We start from the raw sequence: 23,635 nt of genomic DNA, 5'->3' as shown, positions 1-23,635 counted from the left end.
TAGGTGATTTTGAGTTTATGGGAAATAATTGTAATGTGTAAGTTAATTTTTGTAATGAGAAAACTGGTTAATTCGGGTGTTGTATGGGTAGGGTTAAGTATATCTATTTTTGGATTTTACTCCTGCAATCAAAGTGGGACAAATAAGGTGCAAAATGTGGGAGCTGTTGACTCTATGCCGCCAAAAAAGGATAGTTTGCTTGCTGTGCAAGATTCGATAAGTAAAGTGGATTCGCTGCGCAAAGACACCATTACAAAAATGGAAGAAAATGTGGACTACAAAGGGACTAAAGATACGACCGTATTGTTGACTGATACTGTTTCTCCACGTTATATTTATCTCACTTTTGACGATGGTCCACTGAATGGAAGCCAGCACCTTGATTCCATTGCGACAGCGAAAGGCATCAAAATTAATGCTTTTCTGATTGGCAATCATGATAAAATGAGTAAAAAATTACACAGTTTTACAGAACGTTACAAGAATAATCCTTTAGTGGATTGTTACAACCACAGTTACTGGCATGCGCACAATAAATACAGTACTTTCTATTCGAATCCGCAGACGGCTTTTGAAGATTTTGAACTTGCTGAGCAATCGCTGGGATTAACACATAAAATAGTTCGGTTGCCGGGACGAAATATCTGGTATATCGGAGACCGTAAAAAGGTTGATTTGAAAAGTGGGGCTTCGACTGCCGAGTTACTACACCAGAATGGTTACAAAGTAATTGGTTGGGACTGTGAGTGGAAGATAAATGGTGTTACAGGGAAACCGGACCTATCGGTGAATCAGTTGTATACCCAAATGAAGAATTTACTCCGTAAAGGTACCTCTTATACGAAAAACAATGTTGTGCTATTGACACATGACAATATGTATCAAACGAAAAAAGGACAGCGGTTGTTATCGGATTTGATCGATAGTCTCAAACAACATTCAAACTATCGTTTTGAATTTGTGCGGAATTATCCGCAATAGTGACTGCTATCTCTCTAAATAATTAAGGCTTAAACAGGAATGAACCCCAGTTTAAGCCTTAATTATTTAGTCGAAAAGTCTATTTTAATTTTGTTTACGGAGATATTTGGTCAATATAACGATTGTTTGACCTTCAATCTTTCCTTCAATTTGTTCGATATTGTCTGCTACTAGTCGAATATTCTTAACCACGGTGCCTAAAGTCGCTTTTAAGGAGGAACCTTTCACGTCAAGCGTTTTTGTCAGCACAACAGTATCGCCCTCCAACAGTCGTTGCCCGATGCTATCTTCATGAAAAGAAACATAGCCATCATTTTCATGATCTCCAGTTTTCTTAGCTTCCAATAGCGTTTCATCGTCGAGATAGAGGATATCCAGTGCTTCCGACGCCCAGCCTTCATTTTTTAATCGGTTTAACATACGCCAGCATACAATTTGCACCGATGGGTTTTCGGCCCACATTGCATTTGGAAGGAATTTCCAGTCGTCTGGATTTAATTGTTCTGTTTTGTTGAGCTGATTGACCAATGTTTCTGAAATCAGTAAAGTATTGTCCAAATTTGATGTTATTTCCGGAGGTAATGTGTAGGCAATTAAAGTGGCATCTTCGCCTGTCAGCTCACATTTTCCGCCAGCTCTCGCTTGTAATTGTTCTTCTAATTTCATGTCAGTTTTTTTGAAAGCCCAAACTTAGCCAAATTTGCTTTGATGTGCAATGACGAATATCACGGCTTGGGGAAATAATTCCTGTTTTTACTCTTATAAAGCATTGTTTTTGCTTATGACTATCATTTGTTTGCTGGTAAATTTATTTATATGATGCGGACTACGAGGTAAAGTGAAGTAAATTTTTTCTTCAAATAAATTTACTTCATGTAGAACATTGGTACCGAATTTGTGTTTAACCAACATTAGAAAAGATTATTAACTGTAATATAGGAATACTATGAAATGGCAAGGAGGCAAGCAAAGTGGTAATTTTGAGGACCGTCGTGGAATGTCGGGGGGAGGAAAAATTGCTTTAGGAGGAATTGGTGGAATTATTGTTTTGGTCATTGGATTTTTGATGGGTGGAGATCCGATGCAACTCTTACAGCAAGCCCAAAATATGGGGGCACAAACTGAACAGTCAGGACAGCCGCGTGAGTTAAATCCGGAGGAAAAAAGACTAACTGAATTTTCATTAACTGTACTTCAGAGTACCGAGGATGTTTGGGCAAAGCTGTTTAAAGAGCAGATGCAGAAAAATTATACCCCTACAACACTCGTATTTTACGATGGGGGAACACAAACGGATGGTTGTGGTATGGGGCAGGCTTCTTACGGACCTTTTTATTGTCCGGGTGATCAAAAGATTTACCTGGATCTGAGCTTTAGTAGAGAACTTTCGGATAAATTCGGTGCAAAGGGAGAGTTCGCCATGGCGTATGTAATTGCGCATGAAGTCGGACATCATATCCAACAATTGGTGGGATTATTGCCGAAGACCAATCAAGCCCGTGGGAAACTGAGCGAGCGTGAAAATAACAGGATCTCCGTTATGACCGAGCTGCAAGCGGATTTTTATGCAGGTGTTTGGGCGCATTACATCAATGATTTAACCGATATAAAAATTGATTATAATGATATAATGGACGGGATGAAAGCGGCAGCTGCTGTTGGTGACGATAAATTACAGACTGAAGCACAGGGCTATGCTGTTCCTGAATCATTTACGCATGGTACATCTGCGCAACGTATGGAATGGTTTAAAAAAGGATATGATTCGGGGGATATGCGATCGGGCAATACCTTTGAAGATCCGAGTCTGAAATAGGAATCGTATTTCGAATAAAAAAACACCTGGCCGTGCATCATGACCAGGTGTTTTTTTATTGTGGTATAGGCAATTTGCTTTGAGGGAACCAAGCCGTTTGGCAAATGCCGCGCTGGTCATATCAGATCATTACTGAACCAACAGATTACAACCACGAATATCACTTTGGTCAAAACGTCCCAATATTTCAAAAGAGCCATCCTGATATACTTTACCTAAATCTTGTGTGGCTATAAATGAACAGGAGTAGCGATTGGCGAGGTCGATTACATTGATGCCGCCAGTTTTATTCAACGGAATCAGGCTTAAAGGATCATTGGTATCTCGGATCAAGATTTTCATCCATTTGGGAAGATAGAATATTCCCTGACCTGAAGAGTAGCCTTGTGAGAGTAATTCTGTCATGCCATATTCAGAATGGATACCATGCACAGAAAAGGCTTCTTCCAGGAGTTTATGGATTTCCTGTTTCACCATTTCCTTACGCTTACCTTTCATTCCGCCGGTTTCCATAATGATCAGGTCAGGAAATTCAAAGGCATATTGTTCAATGAAGTCGAGTAGGGCATACGTTACGCCAAAGAGGATGGTCTTTGTGCCTTTATTTTTGAGTTTAATAAGTGTATCGAAAAGCTCTTGGTGGTTATAGAGGAAATAATTGCTTTCCGGTTGCTCACTTTGCTTCATGAGATCATCAATCATATAGATCAGCGACGAACCACTTCGCTCTAGGTAGGATGGGAGCAATGCAAGGACGGCGATGTTGCCGAGCGGACCATAAAAACTTTCGAAAATCTTCCGAAAAGTTCGCTCATATATGCTCCGGTCAGCGACCAGATGTTTTGAGGTGACCATACCTGTTGTACCCGAACTCGAGAATACGATTTCAGCCTCCATCCCTTCAGCAATAACCTGTTGGGTCTTAAAAAATTCGATGGGCATGAAAGGAATATCGGTATAGTGCTGAATCAGGTCTTTTTCTCGCCCAAGGAGCCTGATATAGTCACGATAAATTTTGCAATGCTGGCTTTGGAATTGGTAGGTATCTAAACAATGCTGATTAAAATCATCCTCGGTTTTAATGTCAAAAAAATCCTTCCAGTTCGTCATAGCATTTAAAAATTTGATGGACAAAATTAACTAAAATTTGGAAAAGAAAACCGTTAATTGTGGCGTGCATAGGTGTTTCGTAGAAATAGATCAGGATAGGCCGTGAAATATAACTAGAGAACAGGCTTAGGTCAAGTTTTCTTAACTCAACCTAAGCCTGTTTATTTTATAACATACCACCATCAACAGGAAGAACCTGTCCGGTTACGTATGCTGATAAATCAGATGCTAAATAAAGACATGCATTGGCAACGTCTTCTGGTTCACCAGCGCGTTTCAATGGAATTCCCGCTTCCCATCCAGCCACAACTTTAGGATCCAGTACATCAGTCATTTCGGTACGTATAAAACCTGGAGCAACTACGTTTGCACGGATATTACGAGAGCCTAATTCTTTAGCGATAGATTTTGTGAACCCGATAATACCAGCTTTTGATGCGGCATAATTTGCCTGACCGGCATTTCCTTGAACTCCAACAACTGAAGACATATTGATAAATGAACCTTTACGGTTTTTCATCATAATTTTCGAAGCAGCTTTTGTAACGTTAAAGACAGATTTTAAGTTGACATTTAATACATCATCCCAATTCTCTTCGGTCATACGCATTAACAAGCCGTCTTTTGTGATACCAGCATTATTTACAACGATATCTAATCCTCCAAAATCGGCAACGATCGCGTTGATTAATTGTTCTGCTTCTTCGAATTTTGAAGCGTCAGAGCGATAACCAATCACTTTGGTGCCGAAAGCCTGAAGCTCCTGTTCTAGCGCCTGTCCTTTTTCGACAGAAGAAAGATATGTAAAAGCGACGTTAGCACCATGTTGTGCAAACACTTCTGCAATTTTTCTTCCGATTCCTTTTGATGCTCCTGTTACTAAAGCAATTTTTCCTTCGAGTATTTTCATCTGTATAAGTTATTTGTTCTTCAATTATTCACACTTAGGCATTTATGTCCATTTTCCACGCGCTGTCTTTCTCTCACAGCCCGTCTGTTACTGGAATTCAATACGAAACATGAACTCGTTTCCATTTGGTTTATCTTGGTTATGCCCCAGTGCTTGTGTTTTTTCGATGCCGTCGTATTAGCGAATAAATGATCTTGTTTTTTAGCTATTGTGTACACTATTGCCTTTCGATGTTCTGCAAAAATGTTAAAACTATATTATAACACAAAATCTTTCGATAAATAACGGTTTAAAATAGAAAAACATTGTGTGCTGACCTTGTGTTTATGTTGGAGTGGAAGCGTGTTTTCAGGAAACAATTTTAGAATTTTACGGTAAGCGATCGCTCACTTAGGATTATTTTAATAAATCAATGGTATTTTTGAATAAGTGGTTCTAAAAAGTACAGTTTTTTGACAAAAGACTTGGACGTTTACCAAAAACTATATTAAATTTGCATCAATCACAAAAACATGAGCAAAAAATCAAATAAAGAAGTTGACGTTGTTCTGATCGGCGCCGGTATTATGAGTGCTACTTTGGGTACTCTAATCAATGAATTAAGCCCAGACGTTAATATTGAAATTCTTGAGCGTTTGGATGTTGTGGCTGCTGAAAGTTCTGACGCTTGGAATAATGCTGGCACGGGTCACTCTGCCTTATGCGAGTTAAATTATACCCCCGAACAGAAAGATGGTTCTGTAAAGATTGATAAAGCAGTTAAAATTGCAGAGCAATTTGAAGTGTCTAAGCAATTTTGGTCCTACCTCGTTGATAAAGGCATTATTGCCCAACCTGAAAATTTTATCCGTAGTATTCCACACATGAGTGCGGTTTTTGGTGAAAAAGATGCTAAATTCCTAAAGACAAGATGGGAAACATTGACGACCCAAAACTTGTTCAAAGGGATGGAGTATACCGAAGATACGGCATTGTTGAAATCGTGGATTCCATTGATGATGGAAGGACGCGAGGCCGATGAAAAAATCGCTGCGACAAAAATGGATCTGGGCACTGATGTTAATTTTGGGTCGTTGACACGTGATTTGATCGCTAATCTTGAAAATAAAGAAAATATTTCGATCTCCTTAAACCATGAAGTAATCGACATCGAACGTGAAGACGATGGCCGTTGGGAAGTGGAGGTCAAAGATTTAAAGACAGGAACAAAGAGAGAAATAAAAGCAAAGTTTGTATTTATTGGGGCCGGTGGCCACTCGTTGTTGTTGTTGGAAAAATCTGGAATACCCGAAGCAAAAGGCTATGGCGGATTTCCTGTAGGGGGCCAATGGCTACGTTGTGTAAATGAAGAGATCATTAATACACATCATGCGAAAGTGTATGGAAAAGCTTCTGTTGGAGCTCCTCCAATGTCTGTACCGCACTTAGATACACGTTATATTGATGGCAAACAAGCGTTATTGTTTGGACCATATGCAGGTTTCTCAACTAAATTCTTAAAACAAGGGTCTTACTTCGATTTACCTGCTTCTATCAAATTGTCCAATATCCGCCCGATGTTATCAGCCGGACTTGACAACTTACCTTTGACGAAGTATCTTATTACTGAAGTCATGAAGTCACCAAAAGATAAACTAGAGTCTTTAAAACAATTTATGCCTACAGCTAAATTGGAGGATTGGGTTATCGAGAAAGCAGGACAACGTGTTCAGGTCATCAAGAAAGATGAGAAGAAAGGTGGAATTTTAGAATTTGGTACAGAGGTCGTTTCTAGTGCAGATGGTTCTATTGCTGCGCTATTAGGAGCTTCTCCTGGAGCTTCGACGTCAGTTGCTATCATGATCAGCCTGTTGAAGAGATGTTTCCCTGAACGTGCGAAATCAGATGAATACCGTAAAAAACTACGTGAAATGATTCCTTCACACGGGAAATCATTGAACGATGATGCGCAACTATGTAAAGAAACGCGTACGCGTACGCACAAAGCGTTGAAATTGATTGATATAGAATAATCAATTCGACAGAAAATATACTTATGGGGTGCTTGGAATGACCATGGTCATTCTCGGCTGAGATTATACCCAATAAAAGCGATTGTACCTCCTTGTACAATCGCTTTTATATACCTGATCCAGGTAATGCTGGCGTAGGGATTTAATTTCAATAAAAACGTCCGTTTTTCTCCCATAGGTTTATTATGAACTACACGAAATAATAAACAAGGCGATGACTTCTGAAACAATTTTCGAAGCTTTTATAAAACAGATTCAACAGGCCACCATCGCGGAATGGCTAGGGGTATCCTTTGGTGTTTTACAGGTTTGGTTTTCCCGGCAAAATAAATCGATCAATTACATTTTTGGGATTATTGGTATCTTAATTTCTGTTTACGTATTATTCCATGCGAAACTATATGCAGAAATATTACTACATCTCTATTATTTGATCATGAGCATCTATGGCTGGATCTATTGGAAATATAGTAGCGATGTTGCTGCTCCCATAACGCATTGTGAGCCGAAAGAATGGTGGATAGTAGGGGGAATCTGCGCTCTCGGTTTTCTGTTGTTTTATTTCGGATTGGTCCATTTAACGGATTCTGATGTACCGCTTTGGGACTCTGCAGTTTCCTGCACAGCTTGGGCAGGGATGTGGTTATTGGCAAAACGGAAGATAGAAAATTGGATATTGTTGAATATCAGTAATCTGATGGCAATTCCTTTACTGATCCATAAAGGGTTATTTCTTTATTCGGGCTTGACCTTGTTTTTATTTGTTATGGCATTTAGTGGATATTTTAATTGGAGGAGAATAATAAGTGAAGAAAGATATGCAACTCAATAGCGAAGATATTGCTATTCTGAAAGATAATCAGGCTAAGGGAATCCATCAGAAAACATTGTCGGATGGACAGCTCGAACTGATTTTTCGTCGGAAATGGTTTAAGATTTGGGTTCCACCTGCATTGGGTGGATTGGGGTTAAGTCTACCTGAAGGGCTCAATTTATTGGCTGACCTGGCTTATTGGGATGGGGGATTAGCTTGGACAGTAACGTTATGCTCAGGAGCAAATCTCTTTGTCGGTTTTATTGATCCGGTTTTAGGAGATCAGATTTTCAAAACGGATCGGGTTTGTTTTGGCGGCAGTGGGCAGGTATCAGGTACAGCTACACGTGAAGGTGAACATTATCGGCTCCGCGGTTTTTGGAGATATGCAACCGGAGCTCCTCATTTAACCCATTTTACCTTAAATGCTGCAATTCAGGAGGCAGGAAAACCCGTGTTGGACGAAAAAGGTGAACCACTGATAAAATCATTTTTTGTGGATCGTGACCATGTACTGGTGCATTACGACTGGGATACATTTGGATTGGAGGCTACGGCTTCGCATTCCTTTTCGCTGGAAGACATACTCGTTGATGGTAGGCAGTCTTTTGATATTGATGCGGCAAAAAGTACACGTAGCGAGCTGTTGTATCAATATCCCTTTATGCCTTTTGCGGAATTGACTTTACTGGCCAACTTTACGGGAATGTATAAGCGCTTTTTGGATTTAATCGAAAAACTATTTGTGTTAAAAAGCAATCAATCCAAATGGGAGAAGACTGAAAGTAAAGAAGCGTTTAGGGTACTCGATGACTTTCAGCAAGATTATGTTAATCGGAGGGAAGCAATAATGAATTTGGCCGTTCTTTCTTGGGTAAATCTTCATGATGGCAATGATAATGCAGCAATTTATGAACAGATAGGGATACAAAGTCGAGATTTTGTGGAATGTATCTTGACAAATACAATAAGACTCTATCCGCATACCGGAATCTCGGGGGCCGCCATTGATCATGAAATCAATATAATCTTCCGGAATATTTTTACGGCTTCGCAGCATAAGTTACTACAGAATAGTTTATAACAAAAAAGACTATCCTAGGATAGTCTTTTTTGTTATAAAAGAACGTGTAGATCGCCAGACTTGGTTAGAAGTTTTGCTACCGTAAATAATTTCTTATCTTGTTGCTTGAAATAACCAATTGTAAGCATAAGAGAAGTTTGTGTTTGATTAAAAGTTTATTTGTAATATTATTGTTTAATTTTTTTTGTCAGGTGCTAATGGCACAGCAACGGCTTACACTTTTAAAATCAATTTTTCAGGAGCTTAAAAATAATTCAATCCATAAGAATAAGATAAATCGGTCCAATATGGATCTTATTACTATTAGGTTGCCATATATACTTAGATTGGGCAATATCTGCATATCATATTTTTGAGATCGTTTGCGTAGAAAATATAAAGTAATACGTGAATAAAAAGCTACTTTTAGGTAGTAACCAAATTTTCAAAAAGAGAGGGATAAATCTAATCTTCATTATGATAAAATTTAGTAGTTCGTGGATATTTTTATTAGCGGTAGTATTCGCTTATATACCCACCGTTCTAGGTCAGGAAAGTTTTAGATTGGATCATTTTGGCGGAGATAAAGGTCTTTCTCATGGTAATCTGACAGGACTATTGAAGGATAAGGATGGTTTTATCTGGATTAGCACATGGAACGGAATTAACCGGTACGATGGTCAGCATTTCAAAACCTATAATTCTACAGAATCCAAGAAGTATGATGTCGCAAGTCGTCGAGTTATTCAGATGATCGATGGTAATAAAAACGACATCTGGTTTCTTACTTATGATATGAAACTTTATCGTTTTGACAAGGCTACCGAAGAGTTTTGCTCGATATCGGAAAAGGTGGAAGCTACACAAAAAAAATCAGTACAGTTTAACAAAATTTTAGCAATTGATGCACAATCTATATGGGTAGGCAGCACAGACGATGGTTTATTTTGTATAGATACGAAAAGTGGAAATTCTGACTATTCAATCTTTAGCTCAGACAATAAAGCTGTAGATAATCATCTATCGTCAAATCAATTGACTTTCTTCCATAGGAATGTCGAAGGACAGGTATGGATTGGGACAAAAGATGGTCTTCATTTGCTTCAATTATCTTCAAAAAAAGGGAATAAGCCACATGTTATTCAATCTTTTGAATTGGCTTCAAATGGTATCTTTAAGATTGCTGAATCTTCTGATTTCATGTTTTTTTCTACCGAAAAAAACAACCTTTTGGTGTATAATAAACAAGGACGAAAATTGCAGAAGTTATCGGTAACAAAAGGACGAATCAATGAAATGCGTATGTCACGCGATCAAAAGCAGCTTTTCCTGTCGACCTCCTTGGGTGAACTTATTGCATTTGATGTTGTAAGGCATACAATACAGAAACTATATCAATTTCGAACTAGCCTTACTGGAATTTATGAAGATAGTAAGCGACGATTGTGGCTTGAACCAGAGGGAAATGGCGTGGTCCTGCTGAATTTGAACGATCTTAAAAGCAACTATTTTAGTTCTCCTTTCTTTAAAAAGAGTTCAACCGTGAGTTTTAAATGTTTTGAGGATGCATCGCAAAGAGTCTGGATCAGTATGCGAGGGGGCGGATTCGGTTTTTTTGATGAACAGAATGCCCAGCTCAGCTTTTCTTTCAAATCAATCAATGGTCAACAGATAGACTTTCCACGCTTTGTCCATGATATTCTATATGACCCTGCTGGTGTAATTTGGTTTGCCGTAGAGGGGGAGGGAATGGCACGGATAGTCTTTTACAATAAAGGGGTGTCATTCCAACCTTTTGGTAACGAAGAGGTGAAAGCAACGGACCCTGAAGTTCGTAGCCTTCTATTTGATCAGTTGGGAAGACTTTGGGTTGGCAAAAAATTGGGACGCATATCAGTTTTTGATCAGGGGAAAATTTTGCCAATTTCTTTTAGTGGCGTGGATTCAGAAGCACTTTCGTCCGTCTATAGTCTATTGGAGGATCGTAAAGGAACAATGTGGATGGGTACTAAGAAGCATGGGCTGTTAAAGGCTGTACCACAAAATAAGGAGCGAACTTCATATAGACTTGAACAATTTAATACGATAAACAAAAAATTAATTAGCAACCAAGTTTATTCGTTATTGCAGGATAAACAGGGGGCTATTTGGATAGGAACTTATGGAGCGGGTTTACTTCGAGCTACTGAAATTAATGGAGTAACGAAATTTGAACAAATAGCATTGCATAAATCTGGTTTGCGGAAGGATGTATTTAACAGAGTTCGGCAATTAACTCTCGATGATAAGGGAATGGTTTGGGTAGCGACAACCCATGGTGTTCTAGTTGTTAATCCAATCAATAAAAAGGATAATTTTTATTTTGTGTATTATGATGGAGATCATATTGGCGATAATGATGTGCAATATCTGTACAAAGATCATTATGGAACCATGTGGATATGTACGTCAGGGGGGGGATTGACAAAATGCAGTGGCGATCCTTTTAATGCTCTTCGATTTGAACATTATACCGCCAACGAAGGACTTTTTAATGATTATGTTTTAAGTTGTATCTCAGATGAAGAACATAACCTTTGGTTAGCAACAGAAGGTGGATTGTCGAAGTTTGATCGTCAAAAAAAGAGGTTCGTAAATTTTAATGCAAGTGACGGTTTTGGTAATATGCGATTTTCAGAAAAGACGGTAGTACAGAGGAAGCAAGGAGTGATTTTTTTTGGTACAACAAAAGGAGTACTTTGTCTCGACACCAAAGCCTTTCAACAGAAATATAGCAAACCGAAGCTTCTATTGACTGGACTCTTGATTAATAATAAGGAATTTGTAATTAATACCCAAAAAAAAGGACAACAAGTCGGAGTACAATATACTGATCGGCTTATATTAAACCATAATCAAAATAACCTATCTTTTGATGTAACAGTTTCGGATCCGCGTTATATGCACCCTAATTTTCAATATCGTATAAGACAGATTGATACTAGCTGGCATCTTAATAACCAGATTACACGCATTACCTACACCAATTTAAATCCCGGCGATTACACCCTTGAGATAAGGGGGGAAGATGATCTTTATGAAGGAATCCCTTATAGAAAGGTTGAATTTATGATTAATCCACCACGGTGGAAGACACATATGGCATATATAGTCTACGGTTTTTTGATTCTCGGGATTTCCTATGCAGTTTTTAAAATATGTCTGCAAATGATACATTTAAAACAGAAAGTACTTCTCGAACAGCATCTTGGTGCACTTAAAATGGAGTTTTTGACTAATATTTCGCATGAATTGCGGACACCATTGACACTTATTATAAGCCCGGTCAAGAAATTGATACGTGAAGAGACCGATTCAAAAAAACAGGTATATATGGATATTATTCATCGGAATGCTGCGCGAATGGAGCTTTTTGTCAATCAATTGTTAGACTTGCGAAAGGTACAGGAAAGTAAGCATCAATTGCATCTTACGCAATTCGACATCGTGGTATTGATCTCTGACGTATTGTTCGCGTTTATTGCATCTGCCGAAGCAAAACAGGTGAATCTTAAATTTGTTACCGCTTTTAAAGAACTGATTGTTCAACTAGATCAGACGAAAATTGAGATAATCCTTTTCAACTTGTTGTCAAATGCACTCAATTATGCACCCGAAGGAAGTAGCGTGGAAATCCAGTTAAACCTGGAGCAAGAGAAAATGTATATCCATATCATTGATGAGGGACCTGGAGTTCCAAGTGCAACAATGCCTTATATTTTTGAATTATTTTACACAGAAAATAACCCTAAAGTGCATAAAAGAAAAGGTACGGGAGTAGGTTTAGCGCTTTCAAAAGAATTTACATTATTACACGACGGAAACATTTATGCAAAAAACAGGGAAACCCAAGGACTCCATGTTAGCGTTGAAATTCCAATTCACAATAATGCAAATGTACCGCAAAATGTTCAAGAATTCCGTAATTTTAATTCTTTTGACCTTCCTCCGTATTCCGATCCCAATAAGCATAGCATGGTATCTTTCGATACAGACAAAAATGAAACTTTATTGTTAGTTGAAGACAATGCGGATTTACGAATATTTTTAAAGGGGCAATTAGACGCTCATTATCACGTTGAAATAGCTACAAACGGTAAAGAAGGGTTGGAAAAGATTCACTCCATGATGCCTGATTTTATATTAAGCGATCTGATGATGCCAGTAATGGATGGTATTGAAATGTTGAAAGAAGTTCGGCGGGATGCGCGGGTTTGCCATATTCCTTTTGTGTTGTTGAGTGCTAAACACGCTGTTGAAACGCAAATTGAAGGATTGCATTATGGCGCTGATTATTATATCACAAAGCCATTCGAACCTGCTTTTCTATTAACAGCTATTCATAATTTACTTCAAAAAAGAAGATCCTATTTTAAACAGGTTACTGAGCGGAATGCTCCTGTAATTCAGGTATCAGAAGTTCAAATTGACGACAAGGATAAGAAATTCTTGGATACGGTAGTTGAGGTGGTGGAACAGCATATGAACCAATCTGACTTTAATATTGATTTGATTGCCGAACAGCTGAATTTGGCCCGCAATACCTTTTACAAAAAATTTAAGAGCCTGACAAATATAGCTCCAGTTGAATTCGTTCGGGAGTTGCGCCTGAAAAAGGCTAAATTATATTTTGATGCGGGGCTGGAAAACGTATCCGATGTAGCTTATCGCGTAGGATTTAATAATCCCAAATATTTCAGTACTAGTTTCAAGGAAATGTTCGGGATCTCTCCAAAAGAATATACTATGCGAAATAAAAATAAATCATTTTTATCATAATTTTTAAATATAAATCACTGATAATTAATTTTTTATAAAAATTAAACCTTTTTTGTCAATTATTGAACCTTTAATTTGTTGTGCTCCATTAGCTTTGATTATTGCTGACGACAGTCTTGCAAACTTAATGTTAAACGAACCAATTATAGACTTCTAATGATTAGACAAATTCTTGTATCTATTCTATTGACCTATGTTCAATTTTGTAGTCCCTTTTTTTGCTGTGCCAGCATAATTAAAACGATAGCACTAAATGGAGGTCACAATGTGGTCGTGTCAGCCGATGGTACCGGCGATTATAAAACTATACAAAAGGCAATTGATAGTGCGCCAAAACATTGCGGTGAACCTTACCGTATTTATGTGAAAAATGGAGACTATAATGAAGTAATCACGGTACCCATAGAAAAAAGATTCATCCATTTAATTGGTCAAGATAAGCAGCAAACACGTGTTCATTTTATGTTAAACGTACAGTCTTTACCTAAGCCGGATTCTAAATGGTATCAAACAGACACTGCAGCTTGGGAATTTTCCGTTCACAATCCCAAAGCAGCGGTTTATCGCTATCCCGGGGCAGTGGTGTCAATCTATGGGGATGATTTTTATGCCGAAAATATCAGTTTTATAAATGATTGGGGACTTGAACGGCAAAGCGGCCCACAGGCTTTGGCAATACGTATCCAAGCGGATAGGGTAGCATTTAGTGGTTGCATATTCCGATCTTTTCAAGATACCTGGATGACTAGTACACGCAAGCCCAATGATCGGCTATATGTATACAATTGCTGGATAGAAGGGGCTGTAGATTATTTTTATGGGGGCGGTAATGCATATGTTGAGCATTGCACCTTGTATAATGTTCGCAGCGGATCGGTGATTGTGGCTCCGAGCCATAAGGAGGAAACTAAATGGGGTTACGTGTTTAAATATTGTACAATCGATGGAAATACCGCTGCCGCAGATGGAAAAGTAAAATTAGGACGTCCATGGCACGATCAGCCTAAAGCTGTTTTTCTTTACACACGAATGAATATCCCGGTGGCCAAAGAAGGATGGACAGATATGGGGGGGATTCCCAAAATATTTGCCGATTACAAAAGTATAGATGTGTCAGGAAATGCGATAGGCACCGACAATCGTAAGACACGATTTAAAAACAGCAATAATGAGATGGGTGTGTCAAAAGCAATACTAACTGATGCGGAAGCTGCTAGTTATACTTATGATACGGTTATTGTGGGGAATGATCAATGGAATCCTCGCAAATTTATCTGCACTAAACCCCAAGTATGGAAGTGATTTCGCAGAAATCGAGCGATATAGCCAAGCAATTATAAATCAAATCTTATGAGAAATAACAAATTGAAACCATTTGACGGAATAAAGTTTTCTTTGTTTCGTTCTACGCAGCTGCGTAAAAATTTGTTGCATTCAGACGGTGTTAGGGATGTACCTTATTACAATTGGCGGAGCCGGGTGAATATTGGCTTCTTGCTGGTGTTCATTTCAACTACCATTCAGGCAAACGATAGTTATGCGACCATGACAGTGCTTTTGGATAGCCCCCGTAAGCAGGTTCGATGGATATCTCAAAGGTCTATTGCTATCGTAGGCAAGGTGTTGGATGAAAAAGGAGTTCCGATAACAGGGGTAACTGTGCGAATAAAATCAAGCAGTATGGTGACATCAACTGATCAGTCGGGAAGTTATGCATTTAAGGATGTTCCCGAAAATGCTGTTCTTGTATTTGTTTTTGTTGGAAAAAAAAGCCAAGAAGTTCAGGTCAATGGACGTATGAAAATAGATGTTGTTCTTGCAGATAATACGTTAATAATGGATGAAGTTGTAGCCATCGGCTATGGTACTACAAAACGGAAAGATCTGACAGGTTCAGTAGCCTCTATTAACGCCGAACAATTGAAAGATCTACCCACAGTATCTGTCCTTCAAGCCATATCCGGTCGTTTACCGGGGGTCAATGTCACCATAACGGAAGGTTCGCCTGATGCCCAGATAAAAGTCCGTGTCCGTGGTGGAAGTTCCATTACCCAGGACAATTCGCCCTTATATATTGTCGATGGATTTCGTGTAGCCAATATCAACGATATTCCGATGGCAGATATTGAAAATATAGATGTACTGAAAGATGCGGCCTCAACTGCAATATACGGTTCTGAAGGAGCCAATGGGGTTATCTTGATTACGACTAAATCTGGGAAAGGCGGAAATCCAAAAATTACTTTCAACTCCTATCTGGCTGCAAGTAAAGTGTACAACCTTACTGAGGTACTGTCGCCCTATGAGTATGTATACTGGCAGCGTGAGCTCGATCCTTCTATGGCTGCGAATAACAGTTTTAATTCCATGTATGGACTCTGGGAAGATGTGGATATCTATAAGTCCAAAGATGGACTTAATTGGCAGGATAAATTATATGGTAATACGGGGCTGCAGCAAAACTATAGCTTGGGAATGACGGGAGGTGACAAAGATGGAAGTCTGACCTATAACTTAAACTATACACACGACAATGAGGATTATATTATGTTAAACTCGGCTTACCAGCGGGATTATGTGAGCGCAAAGCTCAATAAAAAGATTAGTCCTAAGCTTTCCTTTGAGTTTAACTCGCGGATGTCAAACACAAAAATCACGGGTCCCAGTATCTCTGACGGGCGCAAGTTGCGGGAAGCTGTAAAATATGCGCCCGTTCGCAGTCTTGCATCGCTGACCGAAGGAGCCCTTGGTGGAGCGGAAGATATTACTTCAGCTGAAGCGCTGAGCTCACTCAACGACCCCGTTGTAAATGTTGTGAATGAGTATAAAGATCAAAATCGCTTTAATTTAATTTTTAATGCCGGGCTGAATTGGAAAATCGCCAGAGGATTGAGTTTCAATGCCAAAGGTTCTTATGGTTTCAATAAAAATTTTACGGATAATATCTGGATAAATGGTACGGGGCAGTCCAGTGCTAACGGTGGTCAGCCCGTAGCGCGGCGAGAAGATCAAAAAGGGGCGCTGTGGTCATTCCAAAATGTGCTGACTTACGATTTCAAACTGCAAGAAAATAAACATCGTTTTACAATCGTTGGGGGGCAGGAGATGACAAATAGCGAGCAAAACGATATGCTGTTGGAGTCTAAATTTTATCCCAAAGATTTCTCAACCGATGACGTGTTAGCGATGTGGAATTATGGTATTCCATCGCCTACCTACACCACCATTCGCGAACCATCACGGACGACCTCCTTCTTCTCGAGGGTTAACTATACTTTTAGCGATCGCTATATTCTGACATTGACGGGTAGGGCAGATGGTAAAAATGTATTTGCACCCGGCAATCAATGGGGATTTTTTCCAGGTGCGGCTTTTGCCTGGAGATTTTCGGATGAGTCTTTCATGTCAGGTACCAAAGCTTGGCTTTCTGACGCCAAATTGCGCTTGAGCCACGGCTCTGTCGGTAACGCGCGCGTAGGATCTTATTGGCGGCAGGACTATGATTTTATTAATGCGGCAAATCAATTGTATTATATTGGAGAAACCCCACAGAGTGCGTTACGTACGAAGACCACGCTGAAGAATGAAAATCTAACATGGGAAAGCACAGTGTCCAGTAATATAGGTTTGGATCTTTCCTTGTTTAAAAACCGGTTGAACCTTACTGTTGATGCTTATAATAATATTACAAACGATTTAATCCTTCAGGTACCGTTGCCGTCGAGCTCGGGGTATGCCAACCAGTATCAGAATATAGGTAGTACTTCCAATAGGGGAATTGAGTTTTCGGCATCTGCAGTATTGGTGGAAAAAAAAGATTTTCGTTTATCAGCAGACTTTAACATTGCTTTTAATCGCAATAAGATTCGTAAGCTGATTGATGGTCTGAATGAAATGACAACGCCAGCCTCTCCATGGCTGGATTTTGGACGCGATGATTTTAGGGCCATTGTTGGACAGCCACTGGGATTGATGTATGGTTTTAAACAAGATGGTTTCTATTCTTTTGATGATTTTACTTTTGATGGTACGCAAAATAGATGGCTATTAAATGAAGGAGTGGTGGATGCTTCGAAAGTAATGTCCAGAGGGGGGAATTATTTTGGCCCAGGTCATATTAAACTTGAGAAGTTGGGCGGAGAAGGTCAGGTAATTACATTGGAGGATGACAGAGCGGTGATTGGCCAAGCACAACCAAAACACACAGGTGGTTTGATGTTGAATGTGCAGTACAAAAGCTTTGATCTGGCGGGTATGTTTAACTGGTCTTACGGCAACGACATATATAATGCAGATAAAATAGATTTCATGGCTTATGAAGGTTCTAAACGGTATCAGAATATCAGTAATGATATGAGGCTTTCACAACGTTTTACCACGATAAACCCTGCCACTGGTGCCAATATCATGTTTGGAAATGATGCCAATCCCGAGCTTTTCCGTGCGCTCAATGAAGGAAAGACGATGTGGAATCCTATGGCAGCAAATGGTCGTATTTTAACCGATTGGGCCATCGAAGACGGCTCCTTTCTCAGACTGAGCAATGTGACACTAGGCTACACCTTGCCGACACATATTGCTAAGCGGCTTCTTATGCAGAATTTACGCATTTATGTCGCTGGCTATAACCTGCATGTCTGGACAAAATATAGTGGACAGGATCCAGAGGTTGACACACAACGTAATCCATTGACTCCCGGGGTAGGATACTCTGCCTATCCGAAAGCGAGAAAGGTGTTGTTTGGATTAAATGTTACATTTTAAACACAAGAACATGAAAAATATAATCATCATTGCTGTTGTCATACTGGCCTGTATGAGTTCATGCAAAAAATATCTTGAAACCAGTTCTCCTTCTTCCCTAAGTGGAGAGACTGTATTTAAGACAAGTTCTATGACTAAAGCTGCGGTTATGGGACTGTATGGGAAAATGACCGATACCTATATCTATGGGCAGAAATTATCGGTCAACTGGCAAGGAGTATCGGATACGGAATCCAATGGGTCATTTAGCGAAACCGGATATATCTCTCAGACAGACGATTTTGGCGCCGGAAATTATTTCGGACACGCCAACAATTCTACGACAAGGTGGCAACGTTTGTTCGAGTTTGCAGAAATGGCAACCGCAGTCGTCGATGGTATCCGCAATTCACCGATTCTCGCGAGTGAAGCAAATAGCATGAAACCTCTTCTGGGAGAAGCGCTCACACTTAAATCGCTCGCATTTTTTGAGCTTGCGCGGTATTGGGGTGATATTCCGTATAAAAAAGAAGCTTCCAAGTCCGACCTGTCTAATGTGTACTTGCCAAAATCCGATAAGGATACGGTGTATCATTATTTGGTAAAGGACTTGGAAGAAGCACAGTCCTATCTTCCATACAAAGGCGGAAATAGTGAGTATGGTACAGTAGAACGTGTAACCAAAGGTTTCGCAAAAGGTCTGTTGGCACGTGTCGCATTATTTGCTGGCGGCTGGTCTCTCAGAGACAGTAAAGCATTTCCTAATTCAACTGCTGAGAAGCATCCGACAATACCTTCCAACAATGGCTATTATGTAGGTCGCCCTCAAAACTGGAAAGAATATTACCGTATCGCAGCAGAACAGGCCGCAGAATTGATCGGATCAGCAGATAACCCGCATCGTTTGGATCCAGATTTTGAGAATATATGGTCTTCCGTATGTGGTAATCGTCCAAATGCTTCAAATGAAAATTTGTTTGAAGTAGCATTTGGCATGGGTAACAATGGAGATATTGGCTCCTTGATGGGCTATGCTGTGGATGGAAATTCAAAGTATGGCTCCCGTGGATTCGGTGGTAGTTATGTAACCTCAACCGCATATTATTTTTATTCCTTCGACAGAGAAGATAAAAGGCGTGACGTGACGCTTAGCTGGATTGGCTATGGAGCTGACAATAAAGAGAAGGTGAGTAATAATCCGAATGATGTAAAATTTGGTAAATGGAGGATTTACTGGATGTCTAATTCCTATCTTGCTATGCACAAGACCGCGACAGGGCGTATCGCTACTGGAGTCAATTGGATACTAATGCGATACTCCGATATTTATCTCATGTATGCCGAAGCTCAAAGTCAGATTGAAAATCCTGATGCAGTACATGAAATGGCCAAAATATCACCGAGACAGGCTTTGGAAAAAGTTCGTGAAAGAGCATTTGGCGTCGGGTCTTCCAAAATACAAGCGTATGATGCTAACTTTTTGGATGCAGTAATTAATGAACGTGCTTGGGAGTTTGGCGGTGAGTCTGTCCGTAAACAAGATCTGATTCGTTGGGGATTGCTTTATAAAAAAATTGAGGATATGAAAATGGCGCTATGTATTATGTATGATCATAGCAAACCAGTGAAAATATTTGATAAAACCTATCAGCCAGCACAATTTCCTTCGACAGTTTATTTCCGTTATAAAGATAACGAATATATTGATAAGGCTTCATTAAATTATTACGGTGATTTGCCTGCGGCTCCAGGTGGGGACTACATTTCTGTCAGATGGTTTCCTCAAGATGCTGCCAAGCCAGAAAAAGTAGAATCCGGAAAAGTATACAATTATACAATTTGGCCGATCAGAACATTATTGGCTGGAACAGGATTGATGGCTACGTACAATTATTCGGAATTTTTATCCACGTTGACCTATGGCGCGGAAATTCAAGCGCAGCTTAACCAGTATAAAATGGGCAATGGCGTCTGTAATTATCGGTACGTTTATCCGATATATATCGACGATATTCGGGAAGCAAGGGGCTACCTGAGTAATGCCTACGGTTATTAATATCAAGCAAATAGTTTTATGAAAAAGATACTTTTAAATAGCATAATGTTGCTGGCTCTGGTTTTAAACCTGCTTAGTTGTAAGAAAGCTAACGATTGGGAGGTGGATGCTTCACATCAGCGGCTTTTTAAATCACTAAAGTTTACTACTGGTGTAGTCGGTGCAACTTCAGTGGAAATTAACTATACAAAAACAGTAGCTGCGCAGAAATATATTTTTGAATTTAGTAAGGATAGTTTGCAGTTTGCCGAAATTGTTAAGACAGTGGAAATATTAGCTGATACGTTGACTCCCTTCGCACCATCCACCATTCCTGCAAGGGTTGAATATCGGACTTTATTTGATAATCTGGATGGCCTTACGGAGTATTCTGTCAGGATGAAAGGAGTAAATACAGAAACAGGTGAAGAATCAAATTATTCGCAATTATATTTTAAGACAGCTGCAGAGCAGTTATTCAGTAAACTGAATATTGGTGTGGATCATATTGAGCTCTATTGGCCTGTAACAGATCGTGTAACTCATGTTAGTGTTTTTGAACCAGTAAAGAATACTGAACTGCAGAAGATAACTTTGTCCCCTACTAATAAAGCCGATGGTCATCTCAAGATTGAAGGTTTACGGCCAGGAACAAGCTATCGTGTCGCAATTTTTAACGAGGAAAACGAGCGAGGAGCAAAGACAGTTAAAACCTTAGGTATAGCTGGAGGAGAGATGATAACAGTAAACCCTGGAGACGATATCCCTACGCTGATAAGCTCAGCTGTTGCCCAAGGAAAAACCAATATCGTGCTGGTATTTACAGGTGGTAAGACTTACGATTTGGCCAATTTACTGATACCTGCAGGAATCAGTAACCTAAATCTGACCGGCACCTCAGATGCCGGCGGCAATTATCCTAAGTTAAATCTTTTGGGTCTGCAATTGACCGATCTTGTCTTGGGTGAGGTCGTGTTTGAAAATCTCGAAATTTATGCAAACGGTAGCTCTTTTTTGATCTCTCAGGATAAAAATGGTGCAAGTGTAGCTGCCTACACTTTTAAAAATTGTTATATAGAAAGACTAGGTAGTGGGGTGGTACGCCTTAACAATGCTGTGACCGTGAAAGGGATAAACTTTGATCATTGTAGAGTCGATAAAATCGGAGGATATGGTGTGGTAAATATCGGTGGTAGCACCGCAAGTGTGGATTCGATCTCAATAACCAACAGTACCTTTACCGATCTGACAACGCAGTTGATGGACGTTCGCGTCGCTGTCGGAAAGATAGTTGTTGGCAATTGTACTTTTTATAATCAAAATGCAGCAATGACTCAATTGCTCCGCTTTGATACCGCTCGATTGCCTTTTTCCTTTGTTGGAAGCAACAATATTATTGCCGGAACGAACAGTGGTGGGCGTATAAACGCAACGAGCTACGATCATGCTGGTTTTGCGCTTAACGTATCGTTTGCTGGGAGCTATCGTACAAATGAATTGCAGATAGAGCGTACTTCCCGGGATTTTTCGGAGATCACTATTTTCAGCGGAACCGCGGAAGACTTATTTGTAAATCCGATGAATAAAGACTTTCGTATTAAAGCTGGTAATGGATTTGGTGGACGTGGTACTGCTGGAGATCCACGTTGGTTTGAATAGATTGAAATATGCATAATGTTAAATCAGGAAAGGTAAGTATGAACAAATTGATATGGTGCGGAATGTTGTGTTTGATATTTTATAACACACGAGTTTCTGCTCAGCATATTGCAGCTTTTCCGGGAGCTGAAGGCGGCGGAATGTTTACAAAAGGAGGTCGGGCTGGTACAGTCTATTATGTGAATACATTGCGTGATGACGACCAGGGTGATGCACAACTAAAAGAAGGCTCGTTACGCTGGTGCCTACGACAAGATGGGGCAAAAACAATTTTGTTTAAAGTAGGGGGGACAATATGGCTCCAACAACGATTGTCAATAAACAAGGGTGATTTGACGATAGCTGGGCAATCTGCTCCCGGTGAAGGAATTACGTTAGCGGGAAATCCTGTTTCAGTAGATGCGGATAATATAGTTATCCGATTTCTGCGTTTCCGTATGGGGGATCTGCAGCTCGCTGGCCGCGATGCTGACGGAGCGGATGCTCTTGGAGGACGCCAAAGGCAGCATATCATCATCGACCATTGCTCCATTAGCTGGAGTACGGATGAATGTGCTTCATTCTATGACAATAAAAATTTCACGATGCAATGGTGCATTATTTCTGAGAGTCTGCGTCTTTCTGGACATTCCAAAGGTCCACATGGTTATGGTGCTATTTGGGGGGGAGTTCATGCAACCTTTCACCACAACCTCCTTGCTCATCATGATAGTAGAAGCCCTCGATTGGGCCCAGGAGCCCTTTACGCAGGAAGCGATACGACAGATATTCGTAATAATGTAATTTACAATTGGAATGGCAATGGAGTATATGGCGGTGAAGCCATGTATGTTAACATCGTTAATAACTTGTATAAACCTGGGCCTGCTACGAATAGTAACATTAAGGATAGAATTATAGCCATTAATGCCAAAACAGAAGAGCACCCTTTTCCAAAGATCAAAGATGTATGGGGTAAATATTTTGTGAGCGGTAATTTACTGACCCACAATTCCAGCATTTCCGCAGATAATTGGCAGGGTGTGCGGATCGTCGGCGAACAGATTCAGTCGGGAATCAGATTAGATAAGGAGATACCTCTACAAGGAACGATCCATACCCACGACGAACAAACAGCTTACGAAAAAGTACTGACATATGCAGGTAACTCCTATGTACGTGATGCTGTCGATCAGCGCATCATTAACGAAACACGTAGTGGGAGTGCTACTTTTCAAGGAAAGAGCCCTCACAATGGCGAAGGGGGAAAATGGAAAAGCCTACAGTATCCCCGTAAAGGTTTGATCGATTCACAGCAGGATATTAATCCAGATCCTGTGGGTAATCGATATGGGGCCTGGCCATCGTTGGAGGCTGGCACAGCCATTCAAGATCGTGACCGGGATGGAATACCAGATGGCTGGCTTAAAAAGAATTACCCCGAAAAACAAGCAACCGATCTAACCGAATCAGGCTATACATACCTAGAGGTGTATCTCAATAAATTGGTAGCTTCCATAACAGAGGGGCAGATCTGATATTTTATAGATTTTGTATAACAGATGAGTAAAACTAAAATAGATGTTTAAAAAAAATAAGAAAAAAGGGCTAAAGCTGGCGTGCTTTTGTTTAGCACTCGGAGTATGCCAGCATATTAGCGCTCAGTCGGTAGATAGTCCATATCATTGGAATAAT

At 39.9% G+C, this 23,635-nt stretch carries 14 protein-coding genes; 11 read left to right on the top strand and 3 right to left on the bottom strand.

What is annotated here, in order from left to right; all coding sequences use genetic code 11:
• Positions 1-54: 54 nt before the first annotated feature.
• Positions 55-981, top strand: coding sequence for a polysaccharide deacetylase family protein (locus IQ31_RS15125; protein ID WP_088161009.1), 927 nt, complete (start codon positions 55-57; stop codon positions 979-981).
• 84 nt (positions 982-1,065) lie between these two features.
• Here IQ31_RS15125 and IQ31_RS15120 read toward each other — a convergent pair whose 3' ends face one another.
• The gene (locus IQ31_RS15120; RefSeq protein ID WP_088161010.1) at positions 1,066-1,647 is read right to left on the bottom strand and encodes a PhnA domain-containing protein; all 582 of its coding nucleotides are present in this window, start codon (positions 1,645-1,647) and stop codon (positions 1,066-1,068) included.
• 280 nt (positions 1,648-1,927) lie between these two features.
• Between IQ31_RS15120 and ypfJ the strand changes: the two genes are divergently transcribed.
• A complete protein-coding gene (ypfJ, locus tag IQ31_RS15115; RefSeq protein ID WP_088161011.1) occupies positions 1,928-2,797 on the top strand; it encodes a KPN_02809 family neutral zinc metallopeptidase in 870 nt (289 codons plus the stop codon).
• Between the two features lie 129 nt (positions 2,798-2,926).
• On the opposite strand, the gene IQ31_RS15110 is transcribed toward ypfJ, so the two are convergent.
• A complete protein-coding gene (locus tag IQ31_RS15110) occupies positions 2,927-3,907 on the bottom strand; it encodes a long-chain-fatty-acid--protein ligase (protein ID WP_088161012.1) in 981 nt (326 codons plus the stop codon).
• Positions 3,908-4,073: 166 nt separating this feature from the next.
• Entirely contained in the window at positions 4,074-4,817 is a 744-nt protein-coding gene (gene fabG, locus IQ31_RS15105) for a 3-oxoacyl-[acyl-carrier-protein] reductase (RefSeq protein WP_075991942.1), read from the bottom strand.
• Positions 4,818-5,329: 512 nt separating this feature from the next.
• On the opposite strand from fabG, the gene IQ31_RS15100 reads away from it, so the two are divergent.
• The 9 genes from IQ31_RS15100 to IQ31_RS15060 all read left to right on the top strand — a co-directional run bounded on the left by IQ31_RS15100 (position 5,330) and on the right by IQ31_RS15060 (position 23,478).
• Entirely contained in the window at positions 5,330-6,829 is a 1,500-nt protein-coding gene (locus tag IQ31_RS15100; RefSeq protein WP_075991943.1) for a malate:quinone oxidoreductase, read from the top strand.
• A gap of 214 nt (positions 6,830-7,043) precedes the next feature.
• Entirely contained in the window at positions 7,044-7,661 is a 618-nt protein-coding gene (gene pnuC, locus IQ31_RS15095; protein ID WP_088161013.1) for a nicotinamide riboside transporter PnuC, read from the top strand.
• Positions 7,648-8,727 (top strand): acyl-CoA dehydrogenase family protein, encoded by a 1,080-nt coding sequence (locus tag IQ31_RS15090; protein ID WP_145328571.1) that lies wholly within the window; start codon positions 7,648-7,650, stop codon positions 8,725-8,727. Before pnuC ends, IQ31_RS15090 begins: the two co-directional genes overlap by 14 nt.
• A 456-nt stretch (positions 8,728-9,183) precedes the next feature.
• Complete coding sequence (locus tag IQ31_RS15085) at positions 9,184-13,524, top strand: hybrid sensor histidine kinase/response regulator transcription factor (RefSeq protein ID WP_145328569.1); 4,341 nt, start codon at positions 9,184-9,186, stop codon at positions 13,522-13,524.
• Between the two features lie 156 nt (positions 13,525-13,680).
• Positions 13,681-14,826: a pectinesterase family protein gene (locus tag IQ31_RS15080; protein WP_145328567.1), complete on the top strand. Its 1,146-nt coding sequence runs from the start codon at positions 13,681-13,683 to the stop codon at positions 14,824-14,826.
• 48 nt (positions 14,827-14,874) lie between these two features.
• Positions 14,875-18,288 carry a SusC/RagA family TonB-linked outer membrane protein gene (locus IQ31_RS15075; RefSeq protein WP_145328565.1) on the top strand — a complete coding sequence of 1,138 codons (3,414 nt, stop codon included), beginning with the start codon at positions 14,875-14,877 and terminating at the stop codon, positions 18,286-18,288.
• 10 nt (positions 18,289-18,298) lie between these two features.
• Positions 18,299-20,323 (top strand): RagB/SusD family nutrient uptake outer membrane protein, encoded by a 2,025-nt coding sequence (locus tag IQ31_RS15070; RefSeq protein WP_145328563.1) that lies wholly within the window; start codon positions 18,299-18,301, stop codon positions 20,321-20,323.
• An 18-nt stretch (positions 20,324-20,341) separates the two neighbouring features.
• Positions 20,342-21,961 (top strand): DUF5123 domain-containing protein, encoded by a 1,620-nt coding sequence (locus tag IQ31_RS15065; RefSeq protein ID WP_145328561.1) that lies wholly within the window; start codon positions 20,342-20,344, stop codon positions 21,959-21,961.
• 38 nt (positions 21,962-21,999) lie between these two features.
• A complete protein-coding gene (locus tag IQ31_RS15060) occupies positions 22,000-23,478 on the top strand; it encodes a pectate lyase family protein (RefSeq protein ID WP_145328559.1) in 1,479 nt (492 codons plus the stop codon).
• The last annotated feature ends 157 nt before the right edge of the window (positions 23,479-23,635 follow it).

Origin of the sequence: Sphingobacterium siyangense (assembly GCF_007830445.1) — a bacterium.
Classification (GTDB): Bacteria; Bacteroidota; Bacteroidia; order Sphingobacteriales; family Sphingobacteriaceae; genus Sphingobacterium; species Sphingobacterium siyangense.
The sequence above is the reverse complement of the archived record's forward strand: the minus strand, read 5'-3'. Positions and strand labels throughout refer to the sequence as shown.

Excerpts from the sequence above, each read along its gene's own strand:
- IQ31_RS15070 (WP_145328563.1), top strand. The coding sequence starts at position 18,299 with ATGAAAAATATAATCATCATTGCTGTTGTCATACTGGCCTGTATGAGT.
- IQ31_RS15060 (WP_145328559.1), top strand. The coding sequence starts at position 22,000 with ATGAACAAATTGATATGGTGCGGAATGTTGTGTTTGATATTTTATAAC.
- IQ31_RS15125 (WP_088161009.1), top strand. The coding sequence starts at position 55 with ATGAGAAAACTGGTTAATTCGGGTGTTGTATGGGTAGGGTTAAGTATA.
- IQ31_RS15085 (WP_145328569.1), top strand. The coding sequence starts at position 9,184 with ATGATAAAATTTAGTAGTTCGTGGATATTTTTATTAGCGGTAGTATTC.
- IQ31_RS15110 (WP_088161012.1), bottom strand. The coding sequence starts at position 3,907 with ATGACGAACTGGAAGGATTTTTTTGACATTAAAACCGAGGATGATTTT.
- IQ31_RS15065 (WP_145328561.1), top strand. The coding sequence starts at position 20,342 with ATGAAAAAGATACTTTTAAATAGCATAATGTTGCTGGCTCTGGTTTTA.
- ypfJ (WP_088161011.1), top strand. The coding sequence starts at position 1,928 with ATGAAATGGCAAGGAGGCAAGCAAAGTGGTAATTTTGAGGACCGTCGT.
- IQ31_RS15075 (WP_145328565.1), top strand. The coding sequence starts at position 14,875 with ATGAGAAATAACAAATTGAAACCATTTGACGGAATAAAGTTTTCTTTG.
- IQ31_RS15090 (WP_145328571.1), top strand. The coding sequence starts at position 7,648 with ATGCAACTCAATAGCGAAGATATTGCTATTCTGAAAGATAATCAGGCT.
- IQ31_RS15120 (WP_088161010.1), bottom strand. The coding sequence starts at position 1,647 with ATGAAATTAGAAGAACAATTACAAGCGAGAGCTGGCGGAAAATGTGAG.
- IQ31_RS15080 (WP_145328567.1), top strand. The coding sequence starts at position 13,681 with ATGATTAGACAAATTCTTGTATCTATTCTATTGACCTATGTTCAATTT.
- fabG (WP_075991942.1), bottom strand. The coding sequence starts at position 4,817 with ATGAAAATACTCGAAGGAAAAATTGCTTTAGTAACAGGAGCATCAAAA.
- pnuC (WP_088161013.1), top strand. The coding sequence starts at position 7,044 with ATGACTTCTGAAACAATTTTCGAAGCTTTTATAAAACAGATTCAACAG.
- IQ31_RS15100 (WP_075991943.1), top strand. The coding sequence starts at position 5,330 with ATGAGCAAAAAATCAAATAAAGAAGTTGACGTTGTTCTGATCGGCGCC.